Here is a 21,121-nt window from a genome sequence, read left to right on the forward strand (position 1 = left end):
AATATCTATTTTCTAATATTTCCATAAGAATTATAAGTTGTAATTTGTTTATCAGCTGGTTTTATGAAATTAATCATTTTTTTCGTGAAAATAAGTTCTTTCTTCATTAAAGAATCATTTGATTCTTGTTGATTTTTAGCTAAAACAATAATATGCTTTAAGTCTATATATATTTCTTTTAAATATTCATCATGACTGTTTTCAACAACTTCACTCATTGAAACATCATCCCCCAAAAGTTGTCTTCTTTTTATTTCTATAGATGCAAGTTCTCTACTAATATCCTCTAGTTTAGGATTCAACCTATTTAAATTTTCTAAGTCTTTTTCAATTATATAATCAAATTGTTCTTTTAGTAATTCCATCATATTACTAATTATCTTTTTTTCTTCATATATTATGACTTTTAAGTCTGCAATCATGACTTTATCCTCGCATCTCCTCTATCATTTTTTTAGCAATTTCTTCTGGTTTAATTTTGTAAGTTCCATTTTCTAACGCACTTTTTATTTCTTCTATTTTTTTATTTCTAGTCGCTTCATCGCTCATATTTGATACACTTGACATTTCCTTTGCAAATTTAGATAGTTCTATCTTGTCTGTTTTATCAGCTTTTTGAACTTGTTGCACCTTTTTTACATCCGATTTATTCTTTAGATAATTATTTACTACAATATTTGAACTTACACTTTTAATATTCATAACCTCACCTCCAAAATTACATCCTTATATTTTAATTATCGCTCAAAAAAGAAAAATATTTATATGATTCAAATAGATTTTAAATTTTTTATAAAAATACCCCTTGATTAAACTAATATAGAATAATCTAAGGGGATATTTTTTAAAGTATTAATTTATGTCTGAATCTTCTATTTTAGATAATCTTACATATAATGTTTCATTTGTAATAATACTTTCTCCATAAGCAAACAACCTGTCATTTGCATATATGTCTAATTTTTCATCTACATTCTTATTTAGTTTTATTATAGAACCTTCTTTTAAATCTAATATTTTTTTTATTGTTTCTGTTGTGTTTCCTATGGAAACAGCCACATTTACTTTCGCATTAAAAACATTTTGATTTTCCTCTATAATCCCAGTCTTTTCTTCTATTAATTGACCAAAATTCAATTCATATATATCTTCTTTTTTGCTATTCATAAAAATTTTCTCCTTGTGTAATCTTATCTATACATATCTATCAATAAACCTTGTATCATATCAACAGTAGAAACAATATCTATATTTTCTTTTTCTTCACTAAGTAGTTTACTAGTCATATTCTCAAGTTTGTTATCAATAATCTTTACATTCTTATAATATTGATGCTCCCAGAAACCACCACTTTTATCAAGTGAATACATATTATCTACAACAGATTTTAGGTATTCTTTTACTGCATTTTTATATCTACTAATATCACCATAATTTTGTGTAAGTACAAGCCTTTCCCCAGCCTTTTTTACACTATCTAAATTCTTTTTTATATCTTCTAGTGAAGAAGATTGTTTTACAAAGTTTAAGCTATCAGAAAACTTGTTATTTTCCTTTGTTTTTTTAACTTCTATACTTCTACTTGGACTTATATTTAGCTTGTCTATATTTATACCCATAATAAATTCTACCCTCTATAATATTTCATAACCTTAGGTATATAATTTTGTGTCTCTTTTGGCATTTTATACAAGTCCGAAATTGATTCTACGCCTCTACTTCTCATTCTACCAGGTCCACCATTATATGCCATCAATCCCATTTCTATACTACCTCCAAACATATCTATATACTCCTTAATATGTCTAGTCCCAGCATCTATATTTTGTTCTATGTTAAAAGGGTCTGTTACTCCTAAATCTCTGCAATTTTCTGGCATAAGTTGCATAAGACCCTTGGCCCCAGCAGAAGATACAGTATTTGGGTTAAAATCTGATTCAACTTTAATTATTGCCTTTATAAGATTTGCATCTACATTATATTTCTTTGATGCTTGCTCTACAGCATTTTCAATTCTCGACTTTACACTTTTATCTTTTGTATCAACTTCAATAAACTTACCAACTGTATTATTTACTACACTATCAAGTTCATTAAACAGTTTTTCAGAATTAGATGATAAATTATATCCATTAGAGGTTTGTTGATTATTTTGTGATAATGCTTTCAACAATGTCATCATAATCATGTCAAATCCAGACGAATTATTATATCCACAGTTGCATTGATTTGTGGTATTACTACCAGATAATTGTGTCAATGCCAATATATTTATTAGTGAACTTATTTCGTTCAAAATAAAACTCCCCTTTCTAAATTTTATAAACTTTAAAGTTGTCCTTATATAATTCAAGATACTTGAGTTCCTATAAAGTCTTCTTGTTATAGACTCCTTTGTTAAATTAATTTCTTTTATATTCATTAAAACTCTAAATTTAGTTTCACTACATTATGATTATCGGATAAATAAAAAAAATATTTATACTTAAATTATTTACTAATTATTTTTTTAATTGACTACTAGACTCTTTTTATTAATACTTTCCTTTATTATAATTACTACTAATAAACAATCAATTTTAATTAATTATAACACAGCTTGTATTTTAACTTAAGTTGAACTTATTATTTCTTACATAAATAAAAAGAGATGTAATATTAAATGATTATCATCATATTATTACATCTCTTCAAATCTAAATATCTAAAATATATATTGTAACTAACAGTTAATCATCAGAGCTTTATCTAAAATACTTAACTCCAGATTCAAATATCTCTTGGTCTTTTTCACCTATGATATTCTTAAATACTTCCTCTCCGATTCTCTCAGAATGTCCCATTTTACCAAACACTCTACCATCAGCACTAGTTATACCTTCAACAGCATAGAATGAACCATTTGGATTAAACTCAATATCATAAGTAGCCTCATTATTAAAATCAACATACTGAGTTGCTACTTGCCCATTGGCAATTAATTCTCTCATAACATCTTCACTAGCAACAAATTTACCTTCTCCATGAGAAATTGCTATATTGTGAATATCTCCAACATTAGTTTGAGCTAACCAAGGAGATTTATTAGATGAAATTCTAGTTCTAGCAATCTTAGCTTGATGACGACCAATATTGTTGTAAGTAAGTGTTGGTGCATTTTCGCTTGGAACTCTTATTTCTCCATATGGAACTAATCCTAATTTAATTAGTACTTGGAATCCATTACAGATACCTAGCATTAGACCATCTTTTTGAGTTAAAAACTCATTTATAGCTTCTTGTACTCTAGGATTTCTAAATACAGTAGCTATAAATTTACCAGAACCATCTGGCTCATCACCAGCACTAAATCCACCTGGTAACATTATTATTTGAGAAGATTTTATTTCATTTACTATTGTATCTATAGAATCTTCTATGTCTTTATAAGTTAAATTCTTAAATACTCTTATATTTGCACTAGCTCCTGCTCTTTCAAATGCTCTTGCAGAGTCATATTCACAGTTTGTTCCAGGGAATGCTGGTATAAACACTCTTGGAGTAGCTATACTTAATGATGATTTTTTAGCCTCTCCTTGTGATATATAACTTATAGTCTCTATCTTTGATTTTACATCTTCTGTTTTAGTTGGGAATATAGGCTCTAAAGTACTACAATGTGCTTTATATAATTCATCTAGTGAAAGTTCTTCACCTTTGATGAATATACTAGCTTCTTTAACTGTACTTCCAAGCACTATGTAATTATATCCATCTAGTATACTCAAATCATCATTTGCTAATTCAAGTACTATATTTCCATAACTAGCCTCAAATAATTTATCATCTGTAAATACTTTTTCAGCTTCTTCACTAAACTTAAATCCTATTTTATTACCAAAAGCCATTTTACTTATTGCTTCACCTACACCTGCAAATCCCAATGCGTATGTTGATAAAACTTTGTTTCCATGTATAAGTTCTCTTACTTTGTCTAAGTTTCTCTTTAATTCTTCAAAATCTATAACATCATTTTCTGCCTTGTTTACACATAACATTACTACTTTTGAATCTACTTTTTTAAATTCTGGAGATACTACTTTCTTAGCATCTACTGTATCAACAGCAAATGAAACTAGTGTTGGTGGAACTTCAATATCTTTAAATGTACCAGACATACTGTCTTTTCCACCTATAGCAGGTATCTCAAATTTACTTTGTACATAGAACGCCCCTAAAAGTGCTGAGAATGGTTTACCCCATTTTTCTGGATTGTTACCAAGTTTCTCAAAATACTCTTGGAATGTAAGTCTTGTTGTACTATAATTTCCTCCAATAGCAACCAATTTACACACAGATTCTACTACTGCATATAAAGCACCATGGAATGGGCTCCATTTTCCTACCTTTGGATTGTATCCATAAGTCATTATTGTAGAAGTATTAGTTTCTCCTCCAAGTACTGGTATCTTAGCAACCATACCTTGAGTTGGAGTAGCTTGATACTTTCCTCCAAATGGCATAAGCACTGTATTACCACCAATTGTATTATCGAACATCTCAACTAATCCTTTTTGAGAACAAACATTAAGGTCAGATAATACTTTTGTAAACTTGTCTTTCATACTTGCACACTTAACATCTTTTATTATTTCATTAGAATTAAAGAATGTATTTTCTTCATCTACTTTAGTAACATGAACATCAGTAGTTTGTTTTACTCCATTTGTATCCAAGAACTCTCTATTTATATCTACAATTGCTTTTCCATTCCAGAACATTCTTAAATATCCCGTATCTGTTACTGTAGCTACATGTGTAGCTTCTAAGTTTTCTTCTACTGCTAATTGTATAAATTTATCTTTATCTTCTTTTTTTATAGCTACTGCCATACGCTCTTGTGACTCTGAAATTGCAAGTTCAGTTCCATCAAGTCCATCATATTTTTTAGGCACTAAATCTAAGTTTATATCTAAACTATCAGCAATCTCTCCTATAGCAACACAAACTCCACCTGCTCCAAAATCATTACATCTCTTTATCATTTGAGCAACTTCTTTATTTCTAAAGAATCTTTGTATTTTTCTTTCGTTAGGAGCATCTCCTTTTTGAACTTCTGCACTACAAGTTAAGATTGATTCTTCACTATGTTCTTTAGATGAACCAGTTGCTCCTCCACAACCATCTCTTCCTGTTTTTCCACCAAGAAGAATTATTACATCTCCTGCTTCAGGTCTTTCTCTTACTACATTCTCTTTTGGCGCTGCTGCTATAACAGCACCTATTTCCATTCTCTTTGCAACAAAGTTTTCATCATATACTTCTGCAACTTGCCCAGTTGTAAGACCTATTTGGTTACCATATGAACTATATCCATGAGCAGCTTCTGTAGTTATTTTTCTTTGCATAAGTTTTCCAGGCAAAGTATCCTCTAAAGTTGTTCTTGGGTCAGCACTTCCTGTAACACGCATTGCTTGATAAACATAACTTCTTCCTGATAGTGGGTCTCTTATAGCTCCACCTAAACAAGTAGCTGCCCCACCAAATGGCTCTATTTCAGTTGGATGGTTGTGAGTTTCATTTTTAAACATTACTAAATATTTTTCCATCTTACCATCAACTTCAACATCTACATTTATACTACATGCATTTATTTCTTCACTTTCATCTAGGTCATTTAATTTTCCGTTTTTCTTTAATTCTTTTACTGCAACTGTAGCTATATCCATTAAACATATATCTTTGTGTCTATTTACATATACATTGTCTCTTGAGTTAAGATACATTTGATACGCTTCTTTTACTATATTATTAAATTTACCATCTTCTATTTTTACATTTTCTATTTCAGTCATAAAAGTAGTATGTCTACAATGATCAGACCAATAAGTATCTAGAACTTTTATTTCTGTTATAGTTGGATTTCTCTTTTCTGTATCTTTAAAATATTTTTGAACGTGTTGTAAATCTCCTAAAGTCATTGCTAACCCTTTTTCACTTACAAATGTTCTTAATCCATCTTCATCTAAATCTATAAATCCATCTAATACTTCAACTGTTGTTGGTATCTCCGTTTCCATTTTTAATGTTTCTGGTTTTTCTAAAGATGCTTCTCTACTATCTACTGGATTTATACAGTAATCTTTTATTTTAGAAAACTCTTCATCAGTTATTTTACCTGATAATATATAGACTTTTGCTGTATTAATGGCAGGTCTTATCCCTTGATTTACGATTTGGACACATTGAGCTGCCCAGTCACCTCTTTGGTCATATTGACCAGGAAGAAATTCTATTGCAAACACTCTTTCACCATTTAATTCTGGTATTTCTTCATAATATACTACATCTAGATTTGGTTCAGAGAATATTGTCTTTGCTGCATTTTCATAAACTTCTTCTGATATTCCTTCTACATCATATCTATTTAATATTCTTAAATTTTCTATATTACTTATGTGTAAACTTTCCACCAAGTCTTTTTTTAAAGCTTTAGCCTCAAGGTCAAAACCTTCTCTTTTTTCAACTAGTACTCTTCTAACCATTGAGTCTTTATTTTCAGTATTCAACATACCTTATCCTCCATTTTAGAAAAATTATCTTCCTATGTCTGTTCTATAGTGCATTCCTTCAAAGTTTATCTTCTTTATGTTTTCATAAACTTTTTCTGCTGCATCCTTAACTGTAGCTGACTTTGCAGTTATACCAATTACTCTTCCTCCATTGGTAACTAAATTACCATCAAGCATCTTAGTGCCACTATGGAATACTACTATATCATCATCCAAGTTTTCAAGACCAGTTATAATTTTCCCTTTTTCATAACTGTCTGGATACCCTCCTGATGTAAGCATAACACATACAGCTTCATCATCACTATAATTTATTTCTATATCTTTTAATTTATTATCCAATATAGCTTCCATTATCTCATGTAAATCTGTTTCTAATCTAAATAAAACAGATTGTGTCTCAGGGTCTCCAAATCTTACATTATATTCAAGTACTTTTTCTCCATCTTCAGTTATCATAAGACCAACAAATAAAATACCTTTAAAGTTAAGTCCATCTTTTTTGAATCCTTCTAAAGTTTTTTCTAATACTGTCTCTTTTACTTTATTTGCTAATTCTTCTGTATATATTTCACTAGGTGAAAAAGTCCCCATTCCACCAGTGTTTGGCCCTTGTTCATAGTTGTTTACCTTCTTATGGTCTTTTGCACTTGCCATAGGAACTATTGTATCATTATCTACAAATGCCAAAATTGAAGTTTCTATTCCTTTTAAAAACTCTTCAATTACTATTTTATCTCCAGCAGTTCCAAACTTCTTATCTGACATCATTTCTTTTAAAGTTGCTATAGCATCTTCTCTATTTTCAGGTATTACAACACCTTTTCCAGCAGCTAATCCGTCTGCTTTTATTACTACCGGATATCCAAAGCTATCTATTTCTGATATAGCTTCTTCTAAGTTTGTATATTCTTTATATTTTGCAGTAGGTATGTTATGTTTTATCATAAAATCTTTTGAAAAAGCTTTACTCCCTTCAAGTTGAGCACATTTTTTATTAGGTCCAAATACTCTTAACCCTTCTTTTTCAAACTCATCTACTATTCCCATAACTAGTGGTACTTCTGGTCCTACTATTGTCAGACCTATTTTATTTTCTTTGGCAAATTTTAAAAGTTCTTCTATATTAGTATCACCTATATTTAAACATTCTGCTACATTTGCAATTCCTGCATTACCTGGCGCGCAATAAATTTTTTCTACATTCTTTTCTTTGCTTAGTTTCCAACATATAGCATGCTCTCTTCCGCCACCGCCTACAACCAATATCTTCATAATATCCTCCTTAGTGTTTGAAGTGTCTTATTCCTGTAAATACCATAACCATATCATACTTATCACAAGCTTCTATTGAATCTTTATCTTTTATAGAACCACCTGGTTGAACTACTGCTGATATTCCATATTCATGAGCTAATGTTACACAATCATCAAATGGGAAAAATGCATCTGATGCTAAAACAGCTCCTTTAAAATCTTTATCTTTGTTATTTTCAAGAGCATTTTTTAATGCCCAAATTCTTGATGTTTGTCCACAACCTAAAGCTAGAGTTTGTCCATTTTTTACTATTGCAATTGCATTTGATTTCATATTTTTTACTACTCTCATACCAAATTCCATGTCCTTAAGTTGTTCATCTGTTGGTTTTGCTTTTGTTACATTTTCACTTTTTTCTGCTAATATATTATTTCTATCTTGTATTAATAATTTTCCATCTAAATATTTCATTTCATATGGTTGTAAACTATTTTCTATCTTAGCTAATTTTAATATTCTTAGATTTTTCTTTTGCTTAAGTATCTCTAAAGCTTCTGGTTCAAAATCATATGCTACTACTATTTCTAGGAATATTTCATTTAATTTCTCTGCTGTAGCTTTATCTATAGTAGAAGTTATTCCTACTATTCCACCAAATATTGAAACTTTATCTGCTTCATAACATTTTGTATATGCTTCAAAAGCATCTTTTCCTAGCCCTACTCCACATGAATTAGCATGTTTTATAGCTACTGAAACTACTTCTTCACTATCTTTAAATTCTCTCATTACTTCTAAACATCCATGTAAATCGTTTAAGTTGTTAAAAGAAAGTTCTTTACCGCCTAATTGCTCATAATTTAAGATTGGATTTTTTGCATTTGATTGTGAATATAAGAAACCATTTTGATGTGGATTTTCTCCATATCTTAAAGTTTGTTCTTTTTGGAAAGTTAAATTTAATATGTCAGGATACGTATCTCCAACTTCTCCAGCAAAATAACTAGATATTAACGCATCATATCTTCCTGTAGTTGAGAAAGCTTTATATGATAATTTTTTTCGGTCTTCTAATGTCATTGTGTCTGTTTTTAATTTTTCTATTATAGAATCATAATCTTTTATATCTACTACTACTATTACATCTTTATAGTTTTTAGCAGCAGAACGTATCATAGATGGTCCACCAATATCTATATTTTCTATCATTTCATCATGGCTTTTTCCAGCTTTTAAAGTTCCTTCAAAATCATATAGATTTACAGCTACTAAATCTATTGAACATATTTTGTGTTCATTTACAGTTTCTACATGAGATTCTTTATCTCTTTTATAAAGTATACCACCATGTATATATGGATTTAATGTTTTTACTCTTCCATCTAATATTTCTGGAAAGTTTGTAACATCTTCAACTTGCATTACATTAACTCCATTTTCTTTTAATATCTTAAAAGTATTTCCTGTAGATATAATTTCATAATCTAGCTTATTTAACTCTTTAGCAAATTCCACTACACCTGTCTTGTCAGTTACACTTATTAAAGCTCTCTTACTCATTTATAAACACTCTCCTACCTTGAAGTTTTAATTTATTTTCACAAAAAAGACTTATACTTTCTTTTAAAATCCTATGTTCAACTTCTAACACTCTTTTTGCAAGTGTTTTTGCATCATCATCTTGATTCACTTTAACTACATCTTGCATTATGATTGGTCCAGTATCAGCACCTTCATCAACAAAATGAACTGTAGCACCAGTTACTTTAGCTCCATAATCTATCACACCTTGATGAACTTTTTCTCCATAGAATCCAGCTCCACAGAATGAAGGAATTAATGATGGATGTATGTTTATCATTTTGTTTCTAAACTTATTAACCAGCTTTGGGCTGATTATTTTTAAATAACCAGCCAATACTACTAAATCTATTTTATTTTCTTTAAGAATTTCTATTATCTTGTCTTCATTAGTTTCACAAATTGCCTTTATGTTATGATTTTTAGCTCTCTCTAATCCATAAGCATCTTGCTTACTTGAGATAACTACTTTAACCTGACCTTTGATTTCTCCAGACTCAGTGCCATCTATAACTGCTTGTAAATTTGTTCCTCCACCAGATATTAAAACTCCTATATTTAGCATAATTCTACACCTTCATGACTATCTACTACTTCACCAATTATATAAGCTTTATCTTCTAGTAATTCACTGTATTTTTTATCTACATAAGCAGCATTGTCATTTTCTCTATTATTTATAAAGTTTACAACATTGTCAGCATTTTCTTTATCTACTATTAAAACTAATCCAATACCCATGTTGAAACTCTTATGAAGTTCTCTCTCATCAACAGCATTAAAACCTTCTATCATTTTGAATATAGGAGGCTTCTCCCAAGATTTTTTATTGATATCTAATCCTAACCCTTTAGGTATAACTCTTGTTATGTTTTCTATAAGCCCTCCACCAGTTATGTGAGCTATAGCTTTTATGTCATGTTTCGCTAGTACATCTAAAGCTAATTTAACATATATTTTAGTTGGTGTTAAAAGTGCTTCTCCAACTGTCATTCCTAGTTCTTCAACATATTGTTCCATTTTATAATTGTAAGTTTCCAAAAATATCTTTCTTATAAAAGAAAAACCATTACTGTGTACTCCACTTGAAGATATACCAACCAATACGTCTCCTGATTTAACATTGTTTCCAGAAACAATCTTTTCTTTGTCTGCTATTCCTACAGAGAATCCTGCTAAATCATAGTCATCTTCTCCATACATTCCAGGCATTTCAGCAGTTTCTCCACCAATTAGTGCACAACCAGATATTTTACAACCATCTGCAATTCCACCAACTATTTTTTCTATATGCTCAGGAACTAATTTCCCAAGAGCTATATAATCAAGGAAAAATAATGGTTTTGCTCCTTGACAAATCAAATCATTTACACACATTGCAACTAAATCTATTCCAACAGTATCATGCTTGTCCATCATTTGAGCTATTTTTAATTTAGTCCCAACACCATCTGTAGATGCAAGCAAAACTGGTTCTTTCATACCTACAAAATCTTTTAAACTGTATAGCCCACTGAAGTTACCTAAATCTCCAACTACATTTCCATCATAAGTTCCTTTTATTTTACCTTTTATAAGGTCTACTGCTCTATTTCCTTCATCTATATCTACACCTGATTCTTTATATGTTAACATGAAAGTAGTTCCTCCTTATCAATTTTCTTAACTGGGTATTCCCCATCAAAACAAGCTTTACAGAAAGTAGACTTATGTTCTGTTGCATCTAACATTCCTTCTATATCTAGGAATTTTAAACTATCACATCCAATATATTCTCTCATTTCTTCTACGTTGTTACTTGATGCAATTAACTTAGAGCGATTTGGAGTATCTATTCCATAGTAACAAGAGTAAGCTACTGGAGGAGATGTTATTCTAAGATGAATTTCTTTTGCTCCTGCTTCTCTTAAAGATTTTACTAATTGTTTAGATGTAGTTCCTCTTACAATTGAGTCATCTACTAAAATTATAGACTTTCCTTTTATTATTGTTGAAAGAGGATTTAATTTTATTTTTACTGCTATTTCTCTTTCTTCTTGTGTAGGTTTTATAAATGTTCTTCCTACATATCTATTTTTAACTAAGCCTTCACTTATTTTTAATCCACTAGCATTTGCATAACCAATAGCTCCTGGCCAACCTGAATCTGGAACTGGAACTACCATATCTGCTTTTACAGTTTCATTCTGAGCTAATCTTTCACCACATTTAATTCTGAATTCATACGCATTTACATTGTCTATAGTTGCATCATTTCTTGCAAAGTATATGTGTTCAAATATACAACTCTTCTTAACTGGCTTATAATTTTCTGAATAAAAATATGATTTTAATTCTCCATCTTTAATTACTATTATTTCTCCTGGCTCTACATCTCTTATAACTTCTCCGCCAAGTATATCTATTGCACAATTCTCTGATGCAAATATATATTCATCACCCTTTTTACCAAGTACAAGAGGTCTGAATCCATGTGGGTCTCTAACTGCAACCAATTCTTCTTGACTCATTATTACAAGAGCATATGCACCTTTTATATAATCCATTGTCACTTTTAAGCTTTCTACTATATCCCCTTTGTAATATCTTGCAAGTATATATAAAATCACTTCTGTATCTGAATTAGTTTGGAACATATATCCATCTTCTTCTAGCATGTCTTTTAAATAATTTGCATTGACTAGATTTCCATTATGAGCTATGGCTAATTGTCTTTTTCTACAGCTTCCAACTAAAGGTTGACAGTTAGAAACATGGCTTCCTCCAGCTGTTGAATATCTAACATGTCCAATCCCTATATTTCCTTTTAACTTAGATAATTCACTTTCCTTAAAAACATCTCCAACTAATCCCATATCTTTTTTATACTTAATTTCTCCATCATCTAAAAGAGCTAAACCACAGCTTTCTTGCCCCCTGTGTTGCATAGAATATAAAGAATAATACAGTTCTTTAGTTACATCTTTATTAGAGTAAATCCCTAAAACTCCACACATACATTTGCCTCCTATTTATTATTCATTCTTGAAAGTACTTCCGTATAACCTTCTACAAGGTCTCCAAGGTCTTTTCTAAATCTGTCCTTATCTAACTTTTCATTTGTATTTACATCCCAAAGTCTACAAGTGTCTGGTGATACTTCATCTGCCAATATTATATTTCCTTGAGAATCTTTACCAAATTCTATTTTAAAGTCAACTAACTTTAGGTTTAATTTTAAGAAAAATGATTTTAGTAACTCATTTATTTTTAAAGTTTCTTCTCTTAAGAATTTTAATTCTTCCCTAGTTGCTAACTTCATTGCTACTGCATAATCGTCATTTAGCATTGGGTCACCATAAGCATCATTTTTGTAGCTTATCTCAAAAATTGGCTCGTCGAAAACCACACCTTCTTCAAGACCAACTCTTTTACAAATAGAACCAGCAGCAATATTTCTTACTATTACTTCTAATGGTAAAATGTCTACCTTTTTAACTAACATTTCTCTATCTGATAAACTTTTTATAAAGTGTGTATTTATATTATTTTCTTTTAACATTTCAAAGATTATTGTTGATATCTTATTATTTAGTATACCTTTTGAAGATATTTCTGCTTTTTTTTCTCCATTAAATGCTGTCGCATCATCTTTATAATAAACAACATATTCATTTTCATTATCTGTAGAATATACTTGTTTTGCTTTTCCTTCATATAATAACATTTCTGTTACCCCCTTAAATTCTTGTCGTCTTCTAGCACCTTTTGTGCCATCTCTTCTCTATATGATTTCAAATCCTCTTTTAATTTTGGGTATTTTAAAGTCATTATTTGTAATGCCAATAAAGCTGCGTTTAAACCTAAGTCTATTGTAACTGTTGCAACTGGTATTCCTTTTGGCATTTGAACTATTGATAAAAGTGAGTCTAGTCCATCCATAGTTGATGATTTAATAGGTAATCCTATTACAGGAATTAATGTTTGTGAAGCTATTACACCTGGAAGGTGTGCTGCTTTTCCTGCTGCTGCTATTATTACATCTGTATCATCTTCTATTTCTTTTAGGAATATTGAAAGTTGTTCTGGTGTTCTATGAGCAGATAATGCTCTTGCTACAACTTCTATTCCATATTTTTCAAGCAGTTTTATCCCTTCTTCTAATTTTGGATAATCTGATTTTGAACCCATAACTACTGCTACTTTCATTAGACTTCCCCTCTCCGTTTATAAGTTATTTTACACTCTAAATCATTCGTATAATTATACGAATTATATATATTAAATTTTATATTAATATACATATATTATCAACTCTTTTTTGAAATTTTTTAAAAAAAATATTACTTGTAATTTTTTCATTCGCCACCTGTCGAACATTATTCATATTTTTTTGTAAAAATAAAAAAGGAGCTGTCTCAAAATCACAGCATAGAGCAAAGCATATAGAATTCGCACCATTATGTATAGTCGTACTTGGAAATAGAGATAAATTCTTAAAGCCTGGTAAATGGATACAAGATTTAGGTGCTTGCACACAAAATTTATTGTTAGAAGCTACTAATCAAGGTCTAGCTACTTGTTGGGCAGGAGTATTTCCTAAAAATAAAGTGGTAAATAAGGTTAGACAAGCTTTAGACTTACCAGTAAAATTAATACCATATGCCCTTATATCTATAGGATATAGTGAAGAAAAAAATGAATTTATAGACCAATTTGATGAAAATAAAATACATAGAAATGCATATAAAAATAGATAAAGTTCTATTTCCATAGACCATCTGGGTCATAAAAATCTCCTGTATCTACTAATGCTGTATTAGGGGACTTTTCTTTATTTTGAAATTGATATTAAACAAGACTTAAAACCTTGGTTTTATTTTTAAAATTCATTTTATCTCCCTATAAAATTTAAGATATAGAAAGTATAGCAGTTAAGTATTTTAAATTTGTTGATAATATCCTAAAATTAGCCATTTTTCCTTAAAGTATTTTAATAAGTTAATACTTCCCGTCAAAACTTAAAGAAAAATATACCATTTAATGATTATCATTAAAATTAATCTTTGTACAAAAATTCATATTGACTCTTGAAGAAGTACATACAAGTAAATTTTGTTTAATGAATATTTAAATAATTTATCTGATAGATATTTAATGATAACTCTCCTACAAAATTTTATTAGTATATAAGTTAACTAAACTTTGATATAAAGAGAATATAAAATACTGTAAAAAAGTGTTATGGTTATTTCGTTAAAAAGAAAGACATACTATTAAAGCATAAATTACAATATAGGAGATGATTAAATGAGAATACTTTCAGAAACTGAAAAAATATCTTTAGCAGCAGTTATAAAAATGGAATCTGATGGATTACTTATGCAAAGAGCAATAAATATGTTAATATCAGATGAAGACCTAAAAAGACAATCAGAATCCAGCATATTAGCAACAGAAGGAAGAATTAAAGCTATACAACAATTTATAGTTGAAAATGAAATACTAATTTCTGAGGAGGTATAGATAACATGAGAAATATGATAGAAAATCTAATTAAGAACAATACTTATATAGACGATAAAGTAATAATGTTAAGTATGCTTTCATCTGCTAAAGCATCTGCCAATATGTATCTTAATTCTGCATTAACAAGTAGTACACCTGAATTAAGAGCTATATATTCAGCTTCACTAACTCAAATGGTAGAAGGTCACACAGCACTTACAGAATTAAGTATTAATAAAGGATGGGTTAAACCATATGATAAACCTATTCAACAGTTAACATGTAGTTATAAAGAATCCCAAAATGTTATTGATTAATCTAAATAAAATATACTCCTAATTATTTTATTTTAACTATATAATAAAAAAGAGATATCTCAAAATAAAAATTTGAGTATCTCATTTTTTGTGTGAAAATTTTTACTACATATAGTTCAATAGTTATATTTTAAAGACCCAGAATATTTATTAAAATACAATAAATTATATCTATTTAATATGTAAATAATTTTTAATATTAGTATTTAATATTTCTTTTTATATGATTATATACTATCTCTCTATAATATTCTAAAATATCATTATCTTTAACTTCTTTAGCTTCTTTTTTATCAAAAACAGAATCACTATATCCATCAAAATTAATGGTTCCATCTATATTAATAATGCCTTTTGTTTCTAATATATAACAATATTTATCATTATTGACCATAGCTTTATAAGTCTGACCAGGATATATTGATTCACTATAGGTAAACTCACGTCCCTTACCTCCTAGTGTCTTTGGAAGTACACAATCATACTTAGATAAATCATGTTCTATATTTGCTAATTTTAAAATTATAGGCATTAAATCCATATTACTTATATACTCTGTGTTACCATTAGAGACACTTCCAGACCCTCTAACCATTAATACACTATTAGTTATATTTGATTTTAATAAAAAATCATCTTTACCTAAAAATGAAGCTCCATGATCTGAAAAAATACTAATTAAATACTCTTCTTCAGAGTAGTTTTGTAATATATAATCATAAATTCCTTTCAATTGACGGTCTAGTTCCCTAAGCGCCACATCATATTTTTTAATAGTCTCTTCATCATATTTTTGCCATGCACTTACAAGCGAGCCCCTGTTTGATAAAGATGTCTCTATATCTAAAGATGTTTGATTAACAATATCATAATTAACACTATAATTTTCAATATCATCTAATATTTTATGAACATCGCTTAAAGACATAAACACAAATTGATTGGTTTCTTTAAATGATTCAATATGCTTAATCGCATCATTAATTATTGCTGAATCAGAAAATCCTAAACTATTCTTAAAAACAGTTCTATCAAACCCTCTAAAACCACTGCTATATGGTGCAAGTGCATATGTACCACTTATATTTGCAGTGAAATATTCATTTTTTTTCATAATCTCACTGAATAAATCTATATCATCAGGGTATTTATATCCTGCACTAGAATGTAAAAAATGATGATTAGTTGTATATAACCCTGTAACCACACTTGTCAAAGATGGATATGTCCACTCTCCTGCTGAATAACAATTTTCAAATATAATTCCTTTGTTAAAAAAAGCTTTTGTGTAAGGCATTGATTTATATTTTGTTTCCAATAAATATTTTTGAGATAAAGCATCTATAAATATAGTAAAAACTAATTTTTTATTTTTTTCTTTAAACCCTAGCTTGATTGGCTTACCAATTATAATATCTTTATCTGAATTTAAACTAATGCCATTATTTACTCTATAATACTTAAAAAAACCAGGTGGATCTACTTGTTGTGATTTAAAATTAGTATTTCTAATTTTAAAGTCAATAACTTGGTTATATTCAGTTGTAGCAATTGGAATAATATACTTCCCATTATCTAAACTGAATTCTTTTGTAGTCATAGATTTAAAACTCTCTATTGGACATATTGAAGATATCTCAGAATTGTTAATAGCAATACATAAATTTTTTTGAAAATCTGATAACATATTATTATAAGTGTCAGAATAAAAGCATATATAATCATTATACTTACGACTTGAGTCTTTATTTAAATATTCTTCTATTATAAGATTCCATTTATTCCCATAGAAACATGCAGGAAATTTAGAAATATTTAGTTCAATAAATCCAAAAAATTTTTTTAAGTCTTCAAGTATATTTGTGTCTTTTATATTCTCAATGCAATACTCAATTAGAGTTTTTACTTGTTCATTAGAATAAAATAGTTTGTCATTTATATAATCATATCCCTGAATCTTAGCAAAATGTTTTAAGAATGTCACACTTAATATAGCTACTTTAATAGCTTCAGAATATTTACCCATAGCAATCAATATATTTGCTAAATAAAAGTTATTATCATAATTATTTGGTCTAAATTTCAAGGCTTTTCTAATATGTTCTTCTGCAAGTTTATATTCTTCTCCAAAAAAATATGTAACTGCACGTGCAGTATGAATCTCACTATCAAATGGTAGTAACTTCTCATACTCATTAATATAATCTAGTGATGTTTTTACATCAAAATGCTCTTGGTTCATTATTTCATCTAAAATTCCCATATAAATTCCTTCCTAACCTACTTACGAGTATTGTAAAATATTTTTCATTGTAAATTCATTATTTTGAACTATACATTTTTCCAAAAATCTCAAATCTTTTTCATTATCTATTTCAAAACAATCTTTAAAATCTATTTTCTGAATGTACATATTTAAAGCATCTTTATTTTGCATTACAATATCATCCCAGAATAGACTTTCAAAGTCTCCATTTTTTATTGTTTCCTCTAATTTTTTTACTATAATATTTCCGTCTGTTAATGACCAATAGGATACACCACACAATATATACCCCTTATTATCACCAACATACATATCATAAACCTTATTATTTTCATCAAATTTAAATATAAACTCATTATTAAAATTTTCTTTATAAAGAGTAAAATAAGTGGATTTCTTTATATCTGGATCTATAAAGTTATTACATATATATACATCTCCCTCTATAACATAACTATCAGGTAAATGTTCTCTTAATAAATACATAGTATAAATATTATTATATATATCATATTTATTGTTATATATTAATTCCACATTATATTTTTCCACTAAATAATAAAATTCTTCTTTTAAATATCCTACTGCAACTTTTATATCTTTTATCCCCTTTTCTAATAGACATTCTATTTGGGTTTCTATCATTGGCTTCCCATTAACTTTAACTAATGGTTTTGGGATCTCTGAAGTTAATGGTCTTAATCGTGTCCCCATCCCAGCTGCTAAAATTATTGCTTTCATATCTAATCCTCTCTTCCAATTAAATATTGTACTTATTTATAGATTTTAACCTAGTATTATTTATAAAATCTTCAAATTTTTCCGATATAAATTTCTTTATTAGTATAAATATTAAATTTCATTTTAAATTTAGTATTTATTTTCATTCATTCCAAGGATTTAAACTTAATATGAATTTCAACTTATTATTTTTAGTATAATTCATTAAATTTTATATTTTCAAACTAAGAATTCCCTATCATTTTATTTATCGGTCAATATTAAAAAAAATTTATATTATTAATATGGAAAATTTTTTAAATAATCCATTTTTTAATGTAAAACAGATTACTCATAATTTAAATATATAATTTTGCACAAGTCTTTTTAATTTTTTTAGATGATTCTATTGTTAAGACTTTTTTTACTACATACTTTTATAATTAAAGATAACAAATCTTTATATTCCAAAATTACATAATCTGGCTTATAAATCAAATCTTCTATCCTATGTCCCCTATGATTCATCCATATACTCTTCCAACCAGCTTTTTTAGCACCTACTACATCATTTTTATAAGAATCACCTATATAATATGTATTTTCTCTATCTAAATTCATAACATTCTCAGCTAGTCTAAAAATATTGATGTCTGGCTTAGAAGAACCAACTTCACTAGAAATAAAAATATTGCTTTTGTCAGCCCAGTTTTCAATATTCAACTGGTTTAACTTCATTCTTTGATGAGAAGATGGACCATTAGTTATAATTCCTATATTAATATTTTTTTCTTTGGCAAAATTTAAAACTCGCTCCATTTCTGGAATTAAAGTGATTTGTGATTGTTGATATATATATTCATCTTGAAAATTTTGAGCATCCTTTTCTGAAATAGGATTTTCTAATTCTTCAAAAGCCTTTATTATTCTATATATATGCATTTTCTCAATTGGCATCTCTCCACTCTCAGTCAAATGGAAAACTTCATCACTGTACTTTCTACTAATTATATATAAATCTTCAATAGAAACATCCTTTATTGAAGAAAACACTTTATTATATGCAATATAAAAAGGTGTCAATTGATTGTATAAAGTATCATCTACATCAAAAACTAAATTAATCAAAATATTAGCCCTCCTAAATTTAATAGTGGTAAGTATAATTATAACTATAAATACCTAGTATAACAATACCTACCACTATGAGTCCCATTATTTATTTAAAATCCTTGTAGTAACACCTTTTAAATTATAACATTCTGCATAATCACGTAAAGGGCGTTTAATATGGTCTACAACAAATCTTTGACCATCAATGTTATTCTTACTTAAATTACCATAAAGCACTTTTAATTCTTTTTTAACATCATCATTATTGAATGTATAATGCCCTGCAATATCTAATATCTCATTAGATAAAACTTCATCCTCAAATATTTCTTCAGTAGTTAGATTTTTTTGTTCTCCTATTACCCACTTTCTCCAACGTCCACATTCGATTGCATTAACAAGAAGAACATGTCTAATATTAGAAGTCTTCTCAATTAACCCCTCTTCTTTTAATTTGTGTTCAACTTCTGCTAATTTTAAATATGCTCTGGTTTCTTCAGTACCATATTGAGGAGCTACATTTGTAGCAATAATTTGAGATGGTATATGTTCTAATAAGGTTACATCATCTAAGTAGTCACCATTATGTTCTTTTAAACCAACGCCATACTTCTTAGCCATTTGGGCTAAATCATAAGCATTTCTAAAGTTAAAAGTTCCTACTTGTTCTGTTTTTCTAGTTAAAGTACCTGTTTGACCAACTATAAATGTTGGCATTGGCAAACCTCTTTCATCAAGCTCAACCTTTAGCCTAGTTATAAATGTTTCATACGTCTCAGTTGAAGTTAGACCTCCATTTGTTTCTTCTGTTCCAACCTCATATCCTATTTCTGGTAAATTAAGTCTTTTCCTTTCATTCTCACAATATTCAATCAATTCTACAGTTCTCTCTAATACTACATCTAATGGAATTACCTTTCCCATCTCAAATGGGTCTTTTGTAGGGTCAATCATTAATAGGTCAAAACCTGCCTCAATATCAGCTAAATAAGATTTTTTTCCTAACTCCATTGCCTCATCAACAGGTAAATGGTCATTTCTTTCTTTATCTCTTTGCCATGGACCACCATGGTCTCTACATAAGTAATACAATCCATTGAATCCAACTTTGTCAGCTATCTTCTTAATATCCTTTGTAAAAGTTTCTTGATTCCAAGCATTTACATAACCACCACCTAGTTCATCTGCATCTACTTGATTTCTACTGGCAATAAACATTAAAGGAAAATCATCATCTTTTGCTAGTTCAAAACTTGCTTGTAATAAGTTTGGTGACATAGGACCAATCCCTAAAAGCGTTGCACTTTTCCCTTCTTCTTGTAAGTCTAGTAATCTTTGTACGACAGTCTTTATTGGTAACTTTTTCATGACTATATCTCCTTTTATTCTATTTTTAAGATGTTTTCAAAGATGTTTTTAATAAAATATTCATTAAAAACATCTTTATGTTATATGTAAAATAAATCAAACTTTATTGAAAAGTATCTTTTATTTTCTTAATCAATGCATCAGATTTCTTAATTATATCAGACACACTCATTCTTACTACTTTTTTTCCTTTAAAACGTTCCATATTTCTAATCTCAACATCATTAGTCAGTATTACACAAGTTGCTTCCTCAATCTCTTTAGGTGACAATTCATTATCTATTCCAGAACTTCCTTGAGTCTCAACCTTTATTTCTATACCAAATTTTTTTGCTGATAATTCAAGTGATTCAGCTGACATATAAGTATGTGCTACTCCACTAGGACAAGATGTTACTGCTACAATTTTCATATCCTCATCTCCTTTAAATTTATCTATATATTTACTTTTTATGTAAAT

At 28.6% G+C, this 21,121-nt stretch carries 21 protein-coding genes; 3 read left to right on the plus strand and 18 right to left on the minus strand.

Going from position 1 to position 21,121, the window contains the following annotated elements; all coding sequences use genetic code 11:
- Window positions 1–5: 5 nt before the first annotated feature.
- The 13 genes from KGF39_RS04155 to purE form a co-directional block, all read right to left on the minus strand.
- Window positions 6–422: a flagellar protein FlgN gene (locus KGF39_RS04155; RefSeq protein WP_227821311.1), complete on the minus strand. Its 417-nt coding sequence runs from the start codon at window positions 420–422 to the stop codon at window positions 6–8.
- A gap of 4 nt (window positions 423–426) precedes the next feature.
- Window positions 427–702 (minus strand): flagellar biosynthesis anti-sigma factor FlgM, encoded by a 276-nt coding sequence (gene flgM, locus KGF39_RS04160; RefSeq protein WP_227821312.1) that lies wholly within the window; start codon window positions 700–702, stop codon window positions 427–429.
- A 150-nt stretch (window positions 703–852) separates the two neighbouring features.
- Entirely contained in the window at window positions 853–1,167 is a 315-nt protein-coding gene (locus tag KGF39_RS04165) for a FliM/FliN family flagellar motor switch protein (protein ID WP_227821313.1), read from the minus strand.
- A 23-nt stretch (window positions 1,168–1,190) separates the two neighbouring features.
- Window positions 1,191–1,619: a YaaR family protein gene (locus KGF39_RS04170; protein ID WP_227821314.1), complete on the minus strand. Its 429-nt coding sequence runs from the start codon at window positions 1,617–1,619 to the stop codon at window positions 1,191–1,193.
- Between the two features lie 8 nt (window positions 1,620–1,627).
- A complete protein-coding gene (locus KGF39_RS04175) occupies window positions 1,628–2,296 on the minus strand; it encodes a transglycosylase SLT domain-containing protein (protein WP_227821315.1) in 669 nt (222 codons plus the stop codon).
- 448 nt (window positions 2,297–2,744) lie between these two features.
- On the minus strand, window positions 2,745–6,551 hold the full coding sequence (locus KGF39_RS04180) for a phosphoribosylformylglycinamidine synthase (RefSeq protein WP_227821316.1): 3,807 nt from the start codon (window positions 6,549–6,551) through the stop codon (window positions 2,745–2,747).
- Window positions 6,552–6,575: 24 nt separating this feature from the next.
- Window positions 6,576–7,826, minus strand: coding sequence for a phosphoribosylamine--glycine ligase (gene purD, locus KGF39_RS04185; protein ID WP_227821317.1), 1,251 nt, complete (start codon window positions 7,824–7,826; stop codon window positions 6,576–6,578).
- A gap of 10 nt (window positions 7,827–7,836) precedes the next feature.
- Window positions 7,837–9,369 (minus strand): bifunctional phosphoribosylaminoimidazolecarboxamide formyltransferase/IMP cyclohydrolase, encoded by a 1,533-nt coding sequence (gene purH, locus KGF39_RS04190; protein ID WP_227821318.1) that lies wholly within the window; start codon window positions 9,367–9,369, stop codon window positions 7,837–7,839.
- Window positions 9,362–9,955: a phosphoribosylglycinamide formyltransferase gene (gene purN / locus KGF39_RS04195; RefSeq protein WP_227821319.1), complete on the minus strand. Its 594-nt coding sequence runs from the start codon at window positions 9,953–9,955 to the stop codon at window positions 9,362–9,364. The genes purH and purN overlap by 8 nt, the downstream gene beginning before the upstream one ends.
- Entirely contained in the window at window positions 9,949–11,025 is a 1,077-nt protein-coding gene (gene purM / locus KGF39_RS04200) for a phosphoribosylformylglycinamidine cyclo-ligase (RefSeq protein ID WP_227821320.1), read from the minus strand. The genes purN and purM overlap by 7 nt, the downstream gene beginning before the upstream one ends.
- Window positions 11,019–12,386, minus strand: a complete 1,368-nt coding sequence (purF, locus tag KGF39_RS04205) for an amidophosphoribosyltransferase (RefSeq protein WP_227821321.1) — start codon at window positions 12,384–12,386, stop codon at window positions 11,019–11,021. Before purF ends, purM begins: the two co-directional genes overlap by 7 nt.
- An 11-nt stretch (window positions 12,387–12,397) precedes the next feature.
- Window positions 12,398–13,096 (minus strand): phosphoribosylaminoimidazolesuccinocarboxamide synthase, encoded by a 699-nt coding sequence (gene purC, locus KGF39_RS04210; protein WP_227821322.1) that lies wholly within the window; start codon window positions 13,094–13,096, stop codon window positions 12,398–12,400.
- Window positions 13,097–13,101: 5 nt separating this feature from the next.
- Window positions 13,102–13,578, minus strand: coding sequence for a 5-(carboxyamino)imidazole ribonucleotide mutase (gene purE / locus KGF39_RS04215; protein ID WP_003425290.1), 477 nt, complete (start codon window positions 13,576–13,578; stop codon window positions 13,102–13,104).
- Window positions 13,579–13,883: 305 nt separating this feature from the next.
- Between purE and KGF39_RS04220 the strand changes: the two genes are divergently transcribed.
- The 3 genes from KGF39_RS04220 to KGF39_RS04230 all read left to right on the plus strand — a co-directional run bounded on the left by KGF39_RS04220 (window position 13,884) and on the right by KGF39_RS04230 (window position 15,194).
- Window positions 13,884–14,129 carry a nitroreductase family protein gene (locus KGF39_RS04220; protein WP_413927065.1) on the plus strand — a complete coding sequence of 82 codons (246 nt, stop codon included), beginning with the start codon at window positions 13,884–13,886 and terminating at the stop codon, window positions 14,127–14,129.
- A gap of 550 nt (window positions 14,130–14,679) precedes the next feature.
- Window positions 14,680–14,895, plus strand: coding sequence for a hypothetical protein (locus KGF39_RS04225; RefSeq protein ID WP_003420960.1), 216 nt, complete (start codon window positions 14,680–14,682; stop codon window positions 14,893–14,895).
- Window positions 14,896–14,900: 5 nt separating this feature from the next.
- The gene (locus KGF39_RS04230) at window positions 14,901–15,194 is read left to right on the plus strand and encodes a spore coat protein (protein WP_003425293.1); all 294 of its coding nucleotides are present in this window, start codon (window positions 14,901–14,903) and stop codon (window positions 15,192–15,194) included.
- Between the two features lie 199 nt (window positions 15,195–15,393).
- Here the strand turns inward: KGF39_RS04230 and KGF39_RS04235 are convergent, their stop codons facing one another.
- From KGF39_RS04235 to KGF39_RS04255, 5 genes are all read right to left on the minus strand, one after another.
- Window positions 15,394–17,457, minus strand: a complete 2,064-nt coding sequence (locus KGF39_RS04235; RefSeq protein ID WP_227821323.1) for a sulfatase-like hydrolase/transferase — start codon at window positions 17,455–17,457, stop codon at window positions 15,394–15,396.
- 21 nt (window positions 17,458–17,478) lie between these two features.
- Window positions 17,479–18,201 (minus strand): sugar phosphate nucleotidyltransferase, encoded by a 723-nt coding sequence (locus KGF39_RS04240; protein WP_227821324.1) that lies wholly within the window; start codon window positions 18,199–18,201, stop codon window positions 17,479–17,481.
- A gap of 375 nt (window positions 18,202–18,576) precedes the next feature.
- Window positions 18,577–19,308: an HAD family hydrolase gene (locus tag KGF39_RS04245; RefSeq protein ID WP_227821325.1), complete on the minus strand. Its 732-nt coding sequence runs from the start codon at window positions 19,306–19,308 to the stop codon at window positions 18,577–18,579.
- A gap of 87 nt (window positions 19,309–19,395) precedes the next feature.
- Complete coding sequence (locus KGF39_RS04250) at window positions 19,396–20,661, minus strand: class II D-tagatose-bisphosphate aldolase non-catalytic subunit (RefSeq protein WP_054272223.1); 1,266 nt, start codon at window positions 20,659–20,661, stop codon at window positions 19,396–19,398.
- A gap of 103 nt (window positions 20,662–20,764) precedes the next feature.
- Window positions 20,765–21,073, minus strand: a complete 309-nt coding sequence (locus KGF39_RS04255; protein ID WP_054272321.1) for a PTS fructose-like transporter subunit IIB — start codon at window positions 21,071–21,073, stop codon at window positions 20,765–20,767.
- Window positions 21,074–21,121 lie beyond the last annotated feature (48 nt).

The sequence above is a fragment of the Clostridioides sp. ZZV14-6345 genome (assembly GCF_020657775.1).
In the GTDB taxonomy this organism is placed as follows: Bacteria; Bacillota; Clostridia; order Peptostreptococcales; family Peptostreptococcaceae; genus Clostridioides; species Clostridioides difficile_D.